We start from the raw sequence: 16399 nt of genomic DNA, 5'->3' as shown, positions 1-16399 counted from the left end.
TCCTCAGCGCAGGGCCACGGCCAGCGCCAGGCTCGCCAGCGCCAGGGGCGCGGCGTATTTGACGAACACCGCGAAGCCCTGCTCCAGGCGAAGACGCCCGGTGGCCACGCGGAAGGTTGTGAAGCACACCAGCATGAGCCCCAGGCACTTGGCCACGTGCCAGGCCAGGTTCACGAGCCAGTTTCCGCCCAGGGGGTTGGGCCAGAACAGGGCCACCACCAGCTCCAGCACCACCACCAGCTTCACCGCGCTCATGAGGTTGAACGCCGCCAGGAGCGGGCCTGAGTATTCGAGCAGCGGCCCCTCCAGCACCTCGGGCTCGGCCTCGGGGATGTCGAAGAGCCCGGCCGAGAGCGTGCCGGGGATGAAGACCAGCATGGCCGCCAGGGCGGGCCACATCACGGGGTCGAGCAGGAAGGGGCCGTGGGCTGCCTGGTAGGCCATCACGTGGGCCAGGGAGAGCGCCTGCGCGCCCTCGCCCCCGGCCCGTGCCCCCGCCGCCAGGAACGCGGCGATCAAGGGCAGCTCGTAGGCGCACATCACCACCATCTCGCGCGAGAAGCCAAGCGCCCCGTACGGCGAGCTGGAGGCAGAACCCGCCACCATGAAGGCCATGGCCGGGATGGGCAGCAGGTAGAGCAGCAGCAGCAGGTCGCCCAGGCCCGTCACGCCCGACCACACGCCACCGATGGGCAGCACCGCCGCCGTCACCAGCACCCCCGCCAGACCCAGCACCGGGGCCAGCAGGAAGGCCGCCTCGTTGGCCGTGGCGGGAATGAGCGTCTCCTTGGAGCACAGCTTGAGCACGTCCCACAGGGGCTGCATCAGCGGCGGCCCCACGCGGCGCTGGAGCCTTGCCGCCACGCGGCGGTCCACGCCCTTGAGGAAGAGTCCCATGGAGAGGGCCATGGCCCCGCCGGGAAACACCAGCAGGGCGAAGGCCGCTTCGAACACGCTAGTCATGGCTGCCTCCGTGGCGCGGGACCTGGAAATGGCCCCGGCTCAGACGGGTGAGGAGTGAAAGCGGCGTGGCGAACACGTCGGCCGGGCCCACGTGGGTGGACGCGGGGTCGACAGGCTGGCCGCAGGTGTGGATGGCCGTGCGCCGGGCGTTCCTGGCCAGGCGGGAGACCGCCGTCCAGACGCCCAGGCCCGTAAGGAGGATCATGAAGCCCAGCAGGGTGTTGTCCATGGCCCCGGGGCCTTCCAGGATGCCCGAGAGCCCCACGGCCGGGGCGGTCAGGCCGAAATCCCGCACGATGGAGGCGATGGGCTTCAGGGCCAGGCCCGGGAAGAGCCCCGTGAGCAGGCACAGCCCGGCCAGGACCAGGATAGGCGCGCGCATGAGCAGCCCCGGCTCCGAGGCGTGCAGGGCCTTGGCCGAGGGCTGGCCGAAGAAGGCCGTGTGCAGGAACTTCAGGAAGTAGGCCAGGGTGACCACGCTGGTCAGGATGGCCACCACCGCCAGCGCCCACTCGCCCTGGTCGATGAGGGCGTAGTAGAGCACGTACTTGGAGGCGAAGCCGTTGAAGAGCGGCATGCCGGCGGCCGCGAGGAGCGCGCAGCCGAAGGCCGCCAGGGTCCAGGGCATGCGCCGCCCGATGCCGCCCAGCTCGTGCAGGGAGTGGGCGTGGGTGGAGAACATGAGCGCCCCGGCGCAAAGGAACGCCAGGTTCTTGAAGAGCATGTGGTTGAACAGGTGCAGAAGGCCGCCCATCAGGCCCAGGGGCGTGGCCAGGCACACGCCCAGCACCACGTAGCCCAGCTGGCTCACGGTGGAGTAGATGAGCATCTCCTTGATGCCGGTCTGCACCAGGGCCTGGATGCCCGCGTAGAGGATGGTGGCCCCGCCGATCCAGGCCCCGGCGTAGAGGAGCGCGTCCAGCACCTGGGCCGACTCGGGCGAAATCCCCTGCGCCCAGACGAAACGCAGGAGCACGATCCCGAAGGGCGCGCTCTTGAGGAGCATGGCCGAGATGTAGCCGCTCACGGGGGTGGGGGCCGTGGCCGGGTGCATCTGCCAGTCGATGCGCACCGGGAGCATGGCCGCCTTCATGAGCAGGCCCGCGATCACCAGGGCCGCCGAGAAGCCCCAGGCCGAGGGGGCCTGGGCGGCGAAGAGCGCCGACACCTGCGCGAAGGAGCCGCCTCCGGCCGCGCCGGTGAGCAACAGAAGCCCCATGAACAGGATGGACGCACCCGCCAGGTTGAAGAGGAAGTACTTGGTGGCCTCGCGTCTGGCGGCCGGAGTCTCCTCGTGGAGGATGGCGAAGTACAGGGGCCAGCTGCTCATGATCTCCCAGAAGCAGAAGAACGCCAGGAGCGTTTCGGCCCCGGCCATGCCCACCAGGCCCGCGATCATGACGCAGAAGGAGGCCAGGAAGCGCCACGGGGTGTGGCTGTGGCTCATGTACCCGGTGGAGTAGGCCATGTTGCACACGCCCAGGGCCAGCACCAGGCCCGCGAAGGCCATCTGGAAGCCGCTCCAGGCGCTCCACTCCAGCAGGAGCGCCACCAAGGCCAGGCCCAGGCAGGCCGTGGCCCAGGTTCCGGCGCGGCGCAGATCGCGCCGCCAGACAATGGCCGCGACCGCCCCGGCCAGGGGCAGCAGGGCCGAGGCGCTCCAGGGCACGGAGAGCGAAGGCAGGGCCAGGCCGGACAGGGGCTGGGCCGCCGGGACCAGGGCGCTGGCCGCCGGGAGCACCATGCTCGTCCAGGCCTGGGGGAACGCGCCCGAGATCAGGGCCGCCACGGCCAGCAGGCCCACGGCCGCGCGCATGGTCCAGGGGGCCTCCGCGACGGGAGCGCCCTCGTAGGGCGTGAAGAAGAGCACGCGCAGGATGCGCCCGTAGTAGACGCAGCCCACCAGGCTCCCGGCCAGGATCAACGCGGCGGTCCAGGCGTGGCCCGCGTCCACGGCGGCCGTGAGCATCAGGTACTTGCTGAAGAAGCCGCCCGTGAGGGGCAGGCCCATGATGGACACCAGCCCCACGGCCATGCACGCCCCGGTGAAGGGCATGGCCTTGCCCAGGCCCGCCAGACCCTCCAGGCGCTGGGTTCCGGCGCGCAGGATGAGCGCCCCGGCGGCCAGGAAGAGCAGGTCCTTCATCACGGCGTGGTTCACGGCGTGGGCCAGCGCGCCCGCCGTGGCCGCGTGGGTGCCCAGGGCCAGGATCAGGGTGATCTCGCCGATCTGGGCCAGGGTGGAATAGGCCAGCATGCGCTTGATGTCGCGCTGGGCCAGGGCCATCAGTTCGCCCAGGACGAAGGTGATCCCGGCGGCCAGGGAGAGCAGCCAGCCCAGGGTCTGCCCGCCGCCGTTGAGCGCGCCCGAGGCGAAGAGCGGGGCCAGCACGGCCAGGCCCAGCACGCCCGCCTTGGTGAGCAGGCCCGAGAGGGGCGCGGAGATGGACGAGGGGGCCACGGGGTGCGCGGCCGGGAGCCACGCGTGCAGCGGAAAGAGGCCCGCCTTCACGCCGAAGCCCGCCAGCATCAGGAGCGCCAGCCCGGCCGAGGCCGCCGGTCCGTAGGCCGCCAGGGCCTGACCCGTCGCCAGGAGCGAAACGCCTGGCGCGGCGGCCGCCAGGGCCATCAGGCCCACCTGGAGGGCCAGCGCGCCGCCCGCGCACATGATGAAGTAGAGCTTGGCGGCGTCCAGGGCCTCACGGCTTTGCTTGTGGGCCACCAGCAGGGTGGAGCTGAAGGTCATGATCTCCCAGAAGGCGAAGAAGCCGCCCGTGGAGCGCTCCACGGCCAGGCCCACCAGGGAGGAGACCAGCAGGAAGAGGAAGAACCAGTAGCGGTCCGCGTGCTCGTCGTGGGCCTCGTAGCCGACGGAATAGAGCACCACGGCCGCGCCGCCCAGGGCGAAGAGCCCGCCGAAGAGGGTCTGGAGCGGGTCGAGCCCGCCCTGGAGCAGGAAGCACCCGGCCGTAGCGGCGGCCAGGGCCAGGGCCAGGGGGTTGCGCGCCCTTGGGACCGCGCGCCCGGCCAGCCAGACCAGGTACGCGCCCGCGAAGGGAACGGCCGCCGCCAGGGGCCAGCCGCCTTCCAGGTCCGGCAGGGCCGCGCCGGACCTCCCGGCCAGGGCCTGGACCAGACCCGCCACGGGGTGCGGGAAGAGGCAGGCCAGAAGCAGGAGCGCGCCCAGGGCCAGGGGGAGCCCGGGCAGGCCGCCCTCGGCCTGAGCCGACGCCGGAGACGTTGCAGGATCATGGGCGGGAGCGGACGCGAGGGCCTTGCCCCCCGGCTTCTCCAGGCACACGCCCAGGACGATGCGGATGGAGTAGACCGCCGCCGCGAATCCCGCCGCGGCCAGGGCCAGGGCGGTGATCCAGTGGCCGCCCTCCAGGGCCGCGAAGACGATGAGCGCCTTGCCGCCCGGGGCCTTGAAAGGTCCCATGCCCAGGGCCGTGAACACGGCCAGGCCCAGGCAGGCCGTCAGCGCGGGGCTGGCCGCTCCGGCGCCGCGCAGCGCGTTCAGGCCCGGGAGGTTTCCGCCTCCGGCCATGCGGCGCAGGCAGAGCCACCACAGGACGCGGGCCAGTGCTTGGTACACAACGAGGGACGCCGCGCCGACGGGGCCGGCCGCCTGTCCCAGACTCATTCCGACGAGGGCCACGCCCGCCTGGGCCAGGGCCGAGAACGCCATGAGGCGTCCCAGCCTGTCCAGGGAGCGCAGCGCCGCTATTTCCGCCAGGACCGCCACGGCCGCTCCGGCCAGCAGTCCCAGTTGCGTGGGCAGTTCCATAAGAGAGCCTCCTTTGGCCCTCCGTCTACCCGCCCGCTTCCGGGATGTCTGTCCGCCAGCCGACGCTTCCGGGAATTAATCCGGACAGGGATGGGCCAGGTACTTGAGCTCGTCCATGTTGAGGATCAGGTACTCGCCTCGCGCGACTTTCTTAAGGATTCCGTCCTTTTCCATGCCCGAGATGAGCGAGGAGACGGTCTGCCTGGAGGAGCCCACGATGGTGGCGATCTTGTCCACGGTGAGCCCCACGTCCACGAGCAGTCCGCCCGCCGAGGGTTCTCCGTGCACCAGGGCCTGTTCGTAAAAGTAGGCGGCCACGCGCTTGTCGATGTCGTAGAAGTAGAGGTTTTCCACGAGGGCGATGGACCCGGAGAGCAGCTTGCCCAGGGCCATGAACAGCGAGAGCGAGAGCGAGAGGCTCTTGGTGGAGAGGGTGTAGAACTTGTAGACCGGACAGAGGTAGACCACCGTGTCCTCCATGGCGGCCACATAGGCCCTGGAGTGGGAGGTGTACACGTCGCCGGGGCCTAGGATGGACAGCGAGAGCTCCTTGCCCTCCAGGCCCAGGTAGACCCGGACCTTGCCCTGCTTCACGATGAGGACGAGGTCTTCCTTGTCGTGGGGCCAGAACATGATGTGGCCCTTCTTGTAGCGGCGTTCGGAGAGCTGGGAGAGCGCTTCGGCGTTTTCGGGGCTGGCCAGGAGCTGGAGCAGGTTCTGGCCGTATGCCCGCTTGATCTGGGACATGGGAGGATACCGGATGCGGCCCTGGCAGGGGCCGTCAAGAAGATGCCCGCGCGGACCGGCCTCTGGCCGTCCGGGCGCAAACGTGCCAGGCCCCACCGTTCACTGGCCATGCACGTGCCGTCGCCGCACCCCCCACCCGGGCGGGGTCACTAGAGCTTTTCGCGGGGCAAGTCCAGTGAAAGGACCGGGAAGCGCACCGGCTGGGACATGCCGGAGGCTTGGCCCCACGCGAGGGCGCGGCCGCCGCCTGGACCGCCCCGGGCATGGCGGCGGAACCCGCGGCGTCCCGGGCCGGAGCGCAGGGCCTGGACGCTTCCGGCCGGACGGCGACCGCGCCGATTCGTTGGCCCGGGCGGGCCGGATGGACCGAAGGCGGGGAGCCCCCCCCGTTCGGGCAGGCCCGACCGTCCGGGCCGGTCCCGGCGCGCCGGGCTTGCCAGACGCGCCGGGACCGCGCGCGACAGGCCTGATCACGGTTGGCCTTCTCCCCGCCCGATCTGCCCCGAAGCGGGCCGGGCCTAAGCGGGCCGGGCCAGGGTGTCGCCCGTCTTTCCGGGCAGGGCGTAGCGCCAATGGACGGGGGGAATCTCCACATGCATGTCCGCGTCCAGCTCGGGCACCTGGAAGAGGAAGTAGAGCGAGGCGCTTGGCGGCGTGGCGTAGAGGGCGTTCTTCATGCGGTTGCGGATCAGTTCCGGGGGCATCCCGTGGCGCTCGGCCAGGGCCAGGATGCCCAGCCCGATGAGGGCCATGCCCTCGGCCGTGAACTGGACGGCGTGCAGGGGCACGCGGGCGGCCTTGCGGCCGTTGAGCAGGACTTCGCGCTTGCAGGCGCAGGGGGAAAGGCTCTCGGGAATGAACATGGGGTGCTCCTTGGTGCCGGTGCGCCTCAGTGCGGAGGTTGTTGGAGCGGGAGTAAATGAAAATGAAAATCATTGTCAATTTGATGGGAGGAAAGGGGGCACTTGCCGGGAAACGGACAGACTCGTGCGCTCCGGGAGTAGCCGCGCGCCCCGCCGGAGATGGACGGGGACGCGACGAGAGGGTCAGCTTTTGGGGGCGTCGCCCCCGGCCTTGTTGGCCGGGTTGGAGTCGAAGGCCTCCACGAGCTTGAGGGCCGCTTCGCGGACTTCAGGGGGGTGCTTTTCGAGCACGGCGGGGGAGCGGGAGAGAATATAAGCACCTGCAAGTGTAACTTCGGGGGTTTCACCGATGACACCAGGATATATTGCCTTAAATCCAGCAAACAAGGTCTCAATCTCTTTGCTCGAAAGTAACTTGAAAGCAGCACCCCATAACTCAAGACAAACAGCAGCCGGATTTGCACCAACAGCCAAACTTAACATGTGCATTGTAGACACAATATGGACAAAATTTTCACTACCCATGGACTTACACAACTTGATGCCTGTAATGCAGCGCAGCATTATCATCCCAATTTTAAAATCTCCACCACTCTTGATGGACAATATCATTAACAATAAATCTGAAAATGAATTATACTTATACTTTGACTTGAAGTCATCAACAATGCTAATTACATCATCACTCAAATACATTATTGTCAATGCGGAACAGACACATGCCTGACCATTGTAGTTTCCCTCAAGAGCACCGTAAACGGCCGTCAAACTTTCAAACATCAACTCGTCATTGACCTTAACTGCCGACCGCATGAAATTTTGCACGTATTTTAATATTTCAGAATCTGATGATATACGCGCAAAGCAATCCAGATAGCTAACAATTGTTCGACTCGAAACGACCTGAACCTGGTTTTCGTAGGCAATGCACAATCTACTCCAAACTTCCGCCCTCTCTTCCTCCGTCGCATACCACATCGCAAAAAACTCCACCAAATACTGCACCTTTCCCTTCGCGGCCCTTGAATTGTTCATGCTGTTCCATATCCGGAACAGCCGCTCGGGGATGATGTAGACCGTCTTGCCGTCGCTGTGCTTCTCCCGGCGCACGTAACCCGCGTTCTCCAGCCGCTTCAGCACCATGCGCGTCACGCCCTGGCCCAGGCGCGTCTCGGTGGCCAGGGTCTTGGGCGGGCAGCCCTCGGGGATCAGCGACATGGCCTCGATCACCCGGGCCTCCTGCTCCGAGAGGTCCTTCATGCGGTCCTGGTAGAAGGGCGTGATCTGGTCCAGCAGGGCGTCCAGTTCCTCCCGCACGCCCGCGATGTCGTGCCTGCTCACCAGTTCGTAGAGCATCAGGGCCAGGCGCGGGTTGCCGCCCGTGAAATGATAGAGCGCCCGCACGCGCGAGGAGTGCTTGTCCAGGTAGGCCCGGAACACGGCGTTGTCCTCGTGCTCCGTGAGCCTGCGCAGCATGTCCAGCAACTCGTCCTGGCTCAGCTCGCCCAGGGTCTGCACCTTGAAGAACTCGAAAAACGGCTCGCGCTCGTCCGTGAGGGCGTTCAGGTACGTGGGCGAGGTGAACACCCCCGTGAGCCAGGGCTCGGAGATCATCAGGGCGCGCAACAGATGCAGTTCGTCCTTGTTGCGCTTCTGGCGCTCGAGGAAGCGGTTAGTGTTCTCGAACATCACCACCGCGCCCTGACCCGTGCGGGCGTGGTGACGGCGCATGGCCTCCGCCGCCGTGTCCACCACCCGGCGGTCGTGGTCGTCGTGGCGCACCTGGTCGTACACGGCCCTGAACTCCTCGATGCCGTGCTCCTGGGCCATGGTCTGCGCCAGGCGCACCATGAGGTCCGAGACGCGGGTGAGGCTGTAGCCCTCCTCGGGGAAGACGATGGGCAGATAGCGGGCCTTCAATTCCGGGTCGGACTCGATGCCGTGGGCGACCAGACGCAGGAGCGTGGTCTTGCCGATGCCGCGCGGGCCGATGAACATGAAGTGCTGCCGCGAGGCCCCGGGGCCGCGCGAGCGCAGATCGGCCAGAACGCCCTCCACCACATGGGAGCGGCCAACATGGCAGGCCAGAAGCGTCTCGATGGGCGTGCGCTGGGTGCGGTAAAGATGCATGGCCATGGCTTATCCTCCTGTCCGCAGACAATGGTTGCGCAGCCACCACAGCCGCAGCACGCGGCTGAAGAAGCGGCAACGGCCATCGCGGCGCTCGATGTAGAAATCGTTCTCCAGCTTGCCCAGCAGGTTCAGGAAGCGAAGCTGATCGTCGTACCCCCCGGGCAGATTGAAGGCGGAAAGAAACAGGTTGAACAGGTCCGACTCGTCCGCGCCGCCGTCCTCGCGGGCCATGCGGTCCAGCAGGCGCAGGGCGGCGGTATTCTCGGGATGCGGGTAGTGCTCGTCCAGGCGGCGACGGTAGTGGCGGAAGCCCTGAGCCGTCTGACACCCGATCACCTCCACCTCGAAGACGCGAGAGAGCATACAGGCGTCGATCGCGCATAGGCTCCTGCGATGCTCCGTGATCACCGAGTCCAGGAAGACCGCCAGGAAAAAGGGGATGGGCGTGCCCACCATCTCCAGGAGCACCGGAATCATCTCGTCCGAAAGCGGCAGATGGTATGCGTCGCGCACGCTGCGCACAAAGGCGGGCGCGGTGGTTTGCGGGTCGAAGACGCGCACCTTCACCGCCGCCAGGTCGTTCACCGTGTCCACGAGGCCCCAGGCGTCCAGGGTGGGGACGAGGTGGATGGAACCACCCACCAGAAAGCGCGTCCGCGTGCCGGGCAACTGTCGGGCGCGGCGCAGCCAGTGCAGCAGGCGGTGGGCCTCCTCGCGGTCCCGCTGGGCGACCTTGTCCACCATGATGGGAAACTCGTCGATGATCAGCAGCACCGGGGCGGACTCGTCCGCCATGAGGGCCAGCGCCTCCTCGCCCACGGCCAGACTGTCCGGCTCCTTTTCCAGCCGCTCGCGCAGTTTGATCTTGATCCCGTAGGCCTCGACCTCCTCCGGCAGGTCCCGCAGAGACCCCCACAGTTTCCCGAAGGCCCCGGAAGCCCGTTCCAGCAGGTTGCGCAGCCGCCTGTGGGCCGCCAGTCCGGACACCATCTCCAGCATGAACTCCCGGGTGTCCGAAAGGTGCTCCACGTTCAGGTACACGGGGACATATCCCTCGGGCGGGCTGTCCAGGAGCGCCAGCATCGCCCCGGTCTTGCCGAAGCGGCGCGGCCCGGCCAGCAGCACGTGCCCCCTGGAGAGCTTTTCGCGAAGCTCGTCCAGCAACGCCTCCTGGCCGAAATACTCCTCGCCGCGCGGGGCGTTGCCGACGTTCAACATGGGCATGAGGGCTCCTTTGCCGCAGCGTCTTTGCTGCGCAACAAACTTGATGCGCAACATACTTGTTGCCCATGAGCGGGTCAAGGTCTCCTGCGAAAAGCCCCCCCCCACTTCCCCCCTTGACGCCGCGCCTCCGAGAGGCCAACGTCCCCGGCGCATGAACCAGCAGAACACGCCCCGGCGGGCGATGCTCTTCTACCCCCCGGGGGCCTTCTACCAGCGCGGGGAAGACCGCTCCCAGGGCAACGTGGAGAACTCCACCGCCACCACCATGCGCGCCGCCAACGACCTGGGCTACGCCGCCGCCGTGCTCCAGCGCGAAGGCTTCCAGGTGTTTGTGCGCGACTACCAGACCAGCCGACGCTCCCTGGCCGACCTCCTGGCCGACTTCGAGCGCTTCGACCCCCACGCGGTCTTCCTCTCCATCACCAACGCCACCATCTTCCGCGACCTGGAACTGGTGGCCGAGCTCAAGCGCCGCAGGCCCGGGCTCGTGGTCCTGCTCAAGGGGGCCATCTTCTTCGCCCCGGCCCAGGCTCTCCTGGACCAGCTGGAACTGGCCCACGTGGACTACCTCATCGGCCTGGAGTCCGAGTTCGTGGTGGGACGCCTGGCCCGCGCCCACTTCGAGGACCAAAACGCCCTGCCCTCCATCCGGGGCGTCCTCTACAAGAAGGACGGGGCCTGGACCCCCACCTTCTTCGATTCCTTCGAGACCGACCTGGACTCCCTGCCCTTCCCGGACCGCTCGCTCATGGAGAACCACCTCTACGTGCGCCCGGATACCGGCGAGCCCCAGGCCACCATCGCCACCTCGCGCGGCTGCCCCTCGCGCTGCACCTTCTGCGTCACGCCCGCCATCTCGGGCTCGAAGCTGCGCCTGCGCTCCCCGGAGAACATCCTGGAGGAGCTGCGCGAGTGCTACCACCAGCACGGCATCCGCGACTTCTTCTTCAAGTCCGACACCTTCACCTTCGACCAGAAATGGACCCAGGCCGTCTGCCGGGCCATCCTGGACTCGGACCTGGCCGGGAAGATCCGCTGGGTGGCCAACTCCAAGGTGAAGCCCCTGACCCTGGAGACCCTCCAGTCCATGAAGGCTGCGGGCTGCTGGCTGGTGGCCTTCGGCTACGAATCCGGCCACCCGGAGACCCTGGAGCGCATCCGCAAGGGCACCACCGTGGAGGACAACCTGAAGGCCACCCGCTGGGCCAAGGAGGCGGGGCTGCGCACGTTCGGCTTCTTCCTGGCCGGGCTGCCCTGGGAAGGCCCGGAGCACCTGGAAGCCACGCGCCGCCACATCTTCGAGCTGGACAACGACTTCCTGGAACTGCACATCGCCGTGCCCTACCCCGGCACGGAGCTGCACGCCGAGGCCGTGGCCTGCGGGCTCATCGAGGATTCGGTGCTGGGCAAGGACTACTTCAACGCCCCCACCACCGGCACGGCCCAGCTCTCCATGGCCGAAATCGAGGCCTTCCGGAAAAAGACGCTGCTCCAATTCCACCTGCGGCCCTCCTACATCTGGCGCAAGCTGCGCCAGGCCGGGGCCGACCGCCGCGTGCTGGCCAACTACGTGCGCTTCGGCCTGCGCCTGCTGCGCAACACCCTGGCCCCCAGGCCCAAGGCCCGGGCCAAGGCCGGTTGCGTGCTGACGCTCGGGGCCAATTCCGACATCGGCATGGCCCTGGCCCGGCGCTTCGCCCAGGAGGAAGGCAGCGACCTCATCCTGGCCTCGCGCGACACCGCCGCCCTGGAAGCCAAGGCCCGGGAACTGCGCGACGCCTTCGGCGTGCGCGTGTGGACCGTACCCTTCGACGCCCAGGACACGGCCTCCCACAAGGCCTTCTACCGCTCCCTGCCCGCGCGCCCCGACGGCGTGATCCTCACCTTCGGGCTCCTGGAAAGCCCGGACCCCCTGGCGCTCCTGGACGTGAACCTGCTCGGCGCGGCCTCCATCCTGGAGACCGTGGCCCGCGACCTGGAAGAGCGACGGGAGGGCTTCATCCTGGGCGTCTCCTCCGTGGCGGGCGAGCGGGGCCGCAAGTCCAACTACGCCTACGGCGCGGCCAAGGCCGGGCTCACGGCCTACCTTTCGGGGCTTCGCCACCGGCTCTTCGCCTCGGGCGTGCACGTGATGACCGTGATCCCCGGCTTCGTGGACACCAAGATGACCGCCCACCTCTCCATGCCCCGGGCGCTCACGGCCACGCCGGAGCGCGTGGCGGAACACGTGCACGGGGCCTGGCGCAAGGGGCGCGACGTGGTCTTCACCCCGCCGGTGTGGCGGCCCGTCATGTGGCTGATCCGCAACCTTCCGGAATCCCTTTTCAAACGGACGAATCTCTAAATGGACATTCTCTTTCTCAACCACAACGTCGAGAACTACGGCACCTATTTCCGCTGCCTGCACCTGGCGCGGGGCCTCACGCGGCGCGGCCACAAAGTCACGCTTTTGTGCGCCAGCAAGGAAGACTCGCTCAAGGCCAGGTGGCGTACGGAAGACGGGCTCACCACGATCTTCTGGCCCAAGTGGAGGCTTCGCGGCTTCCACACCCTGCACACCCTGCGCATGGCCCTGAACACGCTCTACGTGCTGGGCATGCGTCAGCAGATCCTGCACGCCTTCGCCTTCCCCCTGCACCCCATCGGCGTGCCCGCCCTGACGGCCGCGTATGCGCGCCGCGACGTGCGCCTGGTGCTGGACCACGACGACCTCTGGAAGGGCGGCTTCGCCAACCAGCACCCCGGCCCCTACCAGCGCGTTGTGGGCTGGTTCAACGACAAGCTCCCGGCCTACGCGCGCCAGTGCACCGCCGCCAGCTCCCTGCTCATGGAGAGCTTCCGCGCGGCAGGCGTGCCCGGGGAGCGCATCCACGACATCCCCAACTGCCCCACCATGGCCCCCTCGCCCCTCTCCCGGGACGAGGCGCGCCGCCAGCTGGGCCTGCCCGAGGGCGCTCCCCTGGCCCTCTCCATGGGGCACACCTACACCGAGTCGCTCTTCCTGATGCTCGACGCCTATGAGCGCGCCCGCGCCCAGGCGCCCGGGCTCAAGCTGGCCTTCCTGGGCAAGATGCACATCCCCGACAGCTTCGAGGAGCGCCTGAAGCCCTACCTGCAGCGCGCGGGCGGCGACATCCTGCGCCTGGGCGAGAAGCCCCCCTCCGAGGTGCCCGCCTACATGGCCGCCTCCGACGCCCTGCTGCTCCCCATGGACGACGACCCCATCGAAAAGGCGCGCTTCCCCATCCGCTTCGGGGACTACCTCAGCTCCGGCGTGCCCATCGTCTCCAACGCCGTGGGCGAGATCGAGCGCTACCTGCGGGACTACCAGTGCGGCTACGCAGCTCCTGTCAAGGATTCCGACGCCTTCGGAGACCAAATTGTCCGGTCGCTTACCGACACTGAGGGGCGCGAGGCCGTGCGCGCCAATGCCCGCGGGCTGGTGGAGTCCACCCTCAACTGGGACGCCGTGGCCGCGAAGCTGGAGGGCGTCTACGAGAAGGCCCTGAGGTAGCGCCCGCCCGGACCCGACGCCATGCAGCCCCGGCACGTCCTTCTGGCCCTGGTGGTCACGCTCCTGTGGGGGGCCAACTTCGTGGTGATCCGCCTGGGGCTCGACTCCTTCCCGCCCCTGTTGCTGGCGGCGCTGCGCTTCGTGCTGGCGGCGCTGCCCGCGCTTTTTCTGCCCAGGCCCGACATCGGCTGGGGCCGCATGGTCGCCCTGGGGCTGGCGTGGTTCGTGGGGCAGTTCAGCCTGTTGTTTCTGGGCATGGCGGTGGGCATGCCGCCTGGCGTGGCCTCGGTTGTGCTCCAGTCGCAGGTGTTCTTCACCATCCTCCTGGCGGCGCTTACGCTGGGGGAGCGGCCGCGCCGGGTGCAGGGGCTGGGCACGCTGGTGGCCCTTTCGGGGCTTGCCCTCATCGGGCTCACGGCGGGCACGGGGGGCGTGACGCCCGCCGGGTTCGGCCTGCTGCTGGCGGCGGCGCTCTGCTGGTCTACGGGGAACATCCTCATGCGCGGGGCGGGGCGGGCGGACATGCTGGGGCTCATCGCGTGGCTGTCGCTCATTCCGCCGGTCCCGCTGCTGGCGCTCTCCTGGGTTTTCGAGGGCCCCGAGCGCATCGGCGGGGCGCTGACGCATCTGAACTGGACCGGCGTGGGGTCTGTGGTCTATCTGACGGTGTTCGCCACGTTCATCGGCTACGGCGGCTGGGGCGCGCTCTTGAAGCGCTATCCGGCGGGCACGGTGGCTCCGTTCTCGCTGCTCATCCCCGTGTTCGGGGCGGCGTGCGCCCGGCTGGCGCTGGGCGAGACGTTCGGGCCGCAGCGGCTGGCGGGCATGGCGCTCATCCTGGCCGGACTGGCCGTGGTGGTGCTGCCGGACCTGCGCTTTCTTCAGCGGTTGCGTTCCCAGGGCACTCCCCGCAACGGTTGACGCTGCCGGTGAAACCCGCGAAGCTACTTAAAAGTTTTTGAAGGAGAGTCCAGAGAGAGACGACTTTTCAGGAAGAAAAGTCGGACGCTGCAACGCAGCGCCCGAAGGGCGAGGGCCAGGACGGCCCGAGTCCAACTTTTTTCAAAAAGTTTCCTCTCTGGCCGCCGGAGGCATCCTACTCTTATGCGCATCTTCATCCCGGCCATGGGCCGCGTGAACACCAGGAACCGCGACGGCAGCGAGGTTCGCTTTTCGGAGATCGCCCGTCGCTGGCTGGCCTGGGGCCAGGAGTTGGTGGTCCTGCTGCCCAGGCGTCAGATCGGCGTGTTCGAGTCCCAGAACGTGCGCGGCATGGACTACCGCGTGTTCCCCGAGCCTTTCGAGGACGAATCGGACAGCCTGGGCAACGTGTTGCGCACGTATCTCTGGCGGCTCTTCCGCTGCCTGTTCGTCAGCTATCCCAAGGGAATGGACGCCGTCTACGCGCCCTCGGACTTTCTGGTGGACCTCCTCCCGGCCCTGCTTTCCAAGCTGCGCAACCCGGCCGCGAAGCTCACCGTGTGTGTGTTTCTCATCGCGCCTAACCCGTTCCGGGGCTACGAGAACGTGTTCCGGCCCCGCTGGCGCGTGCCCACGGTGCGGGGCCTGCTCTACTGGTCCACGCAGATGCTGGCGCTGGCCCTCACCCGGGCCTTCGGCGGGCGCATGCTGGTGCTCAACTCCCTGGACCGCGACACGCTGCTGGCCCGGGGCATCGCGCCCGAGGCCGTGCAGGTGGTGACCATGGGCGTGGACATGGACGAGTTCACCTCCGTGGAGGTGACGCCGGAGACGCCCCGCTACGACGGCATCTTCCTGGGCCGCCTGCACCCGCAGAAGGGCCTCTTCGACCTGGTGAAGATCTGGCGCGCGGTGTGCGACGCCCGCCCCGGGGCGCGCCTGGGGATCATCGGCGGCGGCGGGGACGACTGGTTCCGCCGCCTCCAGGCCGAGATCGCGGCGGCAGGGCTTTCGGCCAACGTGGACCTGCTGGGCTTCCGCCAGGGGACGGAGAAGGTGCGCCTGCTCAAGAACGCCGGGTGCTTCTGCATGCCCAGCCACTACGAAAGCTTCGGGCAGGTGGCCGTGGAGGCCATGGCCTGCGGCCTGCCGGTGGTGGCCTACGACCTGCCCATCTATGACGAAATCTTCACCGGGGGCATGGACCGCGTGCCCCAGGGCGACGTGGCCGGGTTCGCCTCCCGGGTGCTGGCCCTGCTGGAAGGCGGCGAACGCCGCGCCCGACTGGTGCAGGAGGCGGCGGGCGTTGCCGCGCGCTTCGACTGGGAAGCGATCGCCCGCGCGGAACTGGAACGCGTCGGCTGAACCGCTTGTTTCCTCGCCGACGCTTGCCGGAGCGGTGCGCATGGGGTAACAGGGCGTGAAAGGGCGGCATCCGCCGTCCAACCTGCGGTCCGTCCCCGCCGCCCGGCACACGGGAGCGACGAGCATGTGGATTTTCACCCGAGACGGCTTCTTTTCCATCGCGGCCACGCGTTTCTGCCAGCCCGGCGAGGTGGCTGTGCGCGCCCGCAAGATCGAGCACCTGGAACGGATGCTGGCCCGCCACGACGTGACGGCCGACATCCTCACGTTCTCCGAGTCCGATTACCGCTACCGCATCCAGATCCCCCGCGAGACCTTCGCGCGCATCCTGGCCGAAGAGGCCCTGAGCCTGGACTACAACTCCTTCAAGGACGCAATGGCCGAGTCCGAGGCCTCGGCGGACTATCTGCGCGTGATGTTCGCCACCTGGGCGGCCGTGCACAAGATGCAGAGCCAGGAACTGCCCAGGGACTGAAGCGCCCCCGCTCCGACTGCCTCCCGGCCGGGCCGACGCCGCGCGCGGAAGACATCACCCTCCTCGCGGCGAGGCCAGCAGGATGCCCGCGCCCACGGCCAGGCACCCGGCCAGTTGGGACGCCCCGGGCGTCTCCCCGGTGAGCGCCCAGGCGCAGAGCACGGCGCTCACGGGCAGCAGGCCCGTCACGGCGGCAGCCTGGCTGGGCCTGGAACGCCCCACCCCGCGAAACCACAGCACATAGCCCCCTGCCGTCACCAGCACGCCCAGCGCGGCCACGGCCAGCCAGGCCGAGGCCCCGGCCTGCTCCGGGCGGAGGTCCCCGGCCTGGACGAAGGCCAGCGGCAACACCCAGGCCAGCCCCAGCCAGGTGACGCGCCGGGCCGCGCCCAGGGGCGAGAGCTCCC

General features: G+C 68.3%; 12 protein-coding genes. 5 read left to right on the top strand and 7 right to left on the bottom strand.

Annotation, left to right across the window (positions count from 1 at the left end; all coding sequences use genetic code 11):
* Positions 1 to 3: 3 nt before the first annotated feature.
* The 6 genes from ACV4UX_RS06360 to ACV4UX_RS06335 all read right to left on the bottom strand — a co-directional run bounded on the left by ACV4UX_RS06360 (position 4) and on the right by ACV4UX_RS06335 (position 9717).
* The gene (locus tag ACV4UX_RS06360; protein WP_491592476.1) at positions 4 to 963 is read right to left on the bottom strand and encodes a respiratory chain complex I subunit 1 family protein; all 960 of its coding nucleotides are present in this window, start codon (positions 961 to 963) and stop codon (positions 4 to 6) included.
* Positions 956 to 4750: a complex I subunit 5 family protein gene (locus ACV4UX_RS06355; RefSeq protein ID WP_491592475.1), complete on the bottom strand. Its 3795-nt coding sequence runs from the start codon at positions 4748 to 4750 to the stop codon at positions 956 to 958. Before ACV4UX_RS06355 ends, ACV4UX_RS06360 begins: the two co-directional genes overlap by 8 nt.
* A gap of 75 nt (positions 4751 to 4825) precedes the next feature.
* Positions 4826 to 5497 carry a Crp/Fnr family transcriptional regulator gene (locus ACV4UX_RS06350; protein ID WP_491592474.1) on the bottom strand — a complete coding sequence of 224 codons (672 nt, stop codon included), beginning with the start codon at positions 5495 to 5497 and terminating at the stop codon, positions 4826 to 4828.
* Between the two features lie 518 nt (positions 5498 to 6015).
* Positions 6016 to 6360, bottom strand: a complete 345-nt coding sequence (locus ACV4UX_RS06345; RefSeq protein WP_491592473.1) for a hypothetical protein — start codon at positions 6358 to 6360, stop codon at positions 6016 to 6018.
* A 183-nt stretch (positions 6361 to 6543) separates the two neighbouring features.
* Entirely contained in the window at positions 6544 to 8496 is a 1953-nt protein-coding gene (locus tag ACV4UX_RS06340) for an ATP-binding protein (protein ID WP_491592472.1), read from the bottom strand.
* A 3-nt stretch (positions 8497 to 8499) separates the two neighbouring features.
* Positions 8500 to 9717, bottom strand: coding sequence for a hypothetical protein (locus tag ACV4UX_RS06335; protein WP_491592471.1), 1218 nt, complete (start codon positions 9715 to 9717; stop codon positions 8500 to 8502).
* 151 nt (positions 9718 to 9868) lie between these two features.
* On the opposite strand from ACV4UX_RS06335, the gene ACV4UX_RS06330 reads away from it, so the two are divergent.
* From ACV4UX_RS06330 to ACV4UX_RS06310, 5 genes are all read left to right on the top strand, one after another.
* Positions 9869 to 12061, top strand: coding sequence for an SDR family NAD(P)-dependent oxidoreductase (locus ACV4UX_RS06330; protein ID WP_491592470.1), 2193 nt, complete (start codon positions 9869 to 9871; stop codon positions 12059 to 12061).
* Positions 12062 to 13231: a glycosyltransferase family 4 protein gene (locus ACV4UX_RS06325; RefSeq protein WP_491592469.1), complete on the top strand. Its 1170-nt coding sequence runs from the start codon at positions 12062 to 12064 to the stop codon at positions 13229 to 13231. It begins immediately after the preceding gene.
* 21 nt (positions 13232 to 13252) lie between these two features.
* Positions 13253 to 14152, top strand: coding sequence for an EamA family transporter (locus ACV4UX_RS06320; RefSeq protein WP_491592468.1), 900 nt, complete (start codon positions 13253 to 13255; stop codon positions 14150 to 14152).
* A 183-nt stretch (positions 14153 to 14335) separates the two neighbouring features.
* The gene (locus ACV4UX_RS06315; protein WP_491592467.1) at positions 14336 to 15517 is read left to right on the top strand and encodes a glycosyltransferase family 4 protein; all 1182 of its coding nucleotides are present in this window, start codon (positions 14336 to 14338) and stop codon (positions 15515 to 15517) included.
* Positions 15518 to 15641: 124 nt separating this feature from the next.
* On the top strand, positions 15642 to 15992 hold the full coding sequence (locus tag ACV4UX_RS06310; RefSeq protein WP_491592466.1) for a hypothetical protein: 351 nt from the start codon (positions 15642 to 15644) through the stop codon (positions 15990 to 15992).
* A 54-nt stretch (positions 15993 to 16046) separates the two neighbouring features.
* Here the strand turns inward: ACV4UX_RS06310 and ACV4UX_RS06305 are convergent.
* Positions 16047 to 16399: DMT family transporter (locus ACV4UX_RS06305; RefSeq protein WP_491592465.1), on the bottom strand; the 353-nt coding region annotated here is incomplete at its 5' end.

The organism is Fundidesulfovibrio sp. (assembly GCF_058402725.1).
The sequence above is the reverse complement of the archived record's forward strand: the minus strand, read 5'-3'. Positions and strand labels throughout refer to the sequence as shown.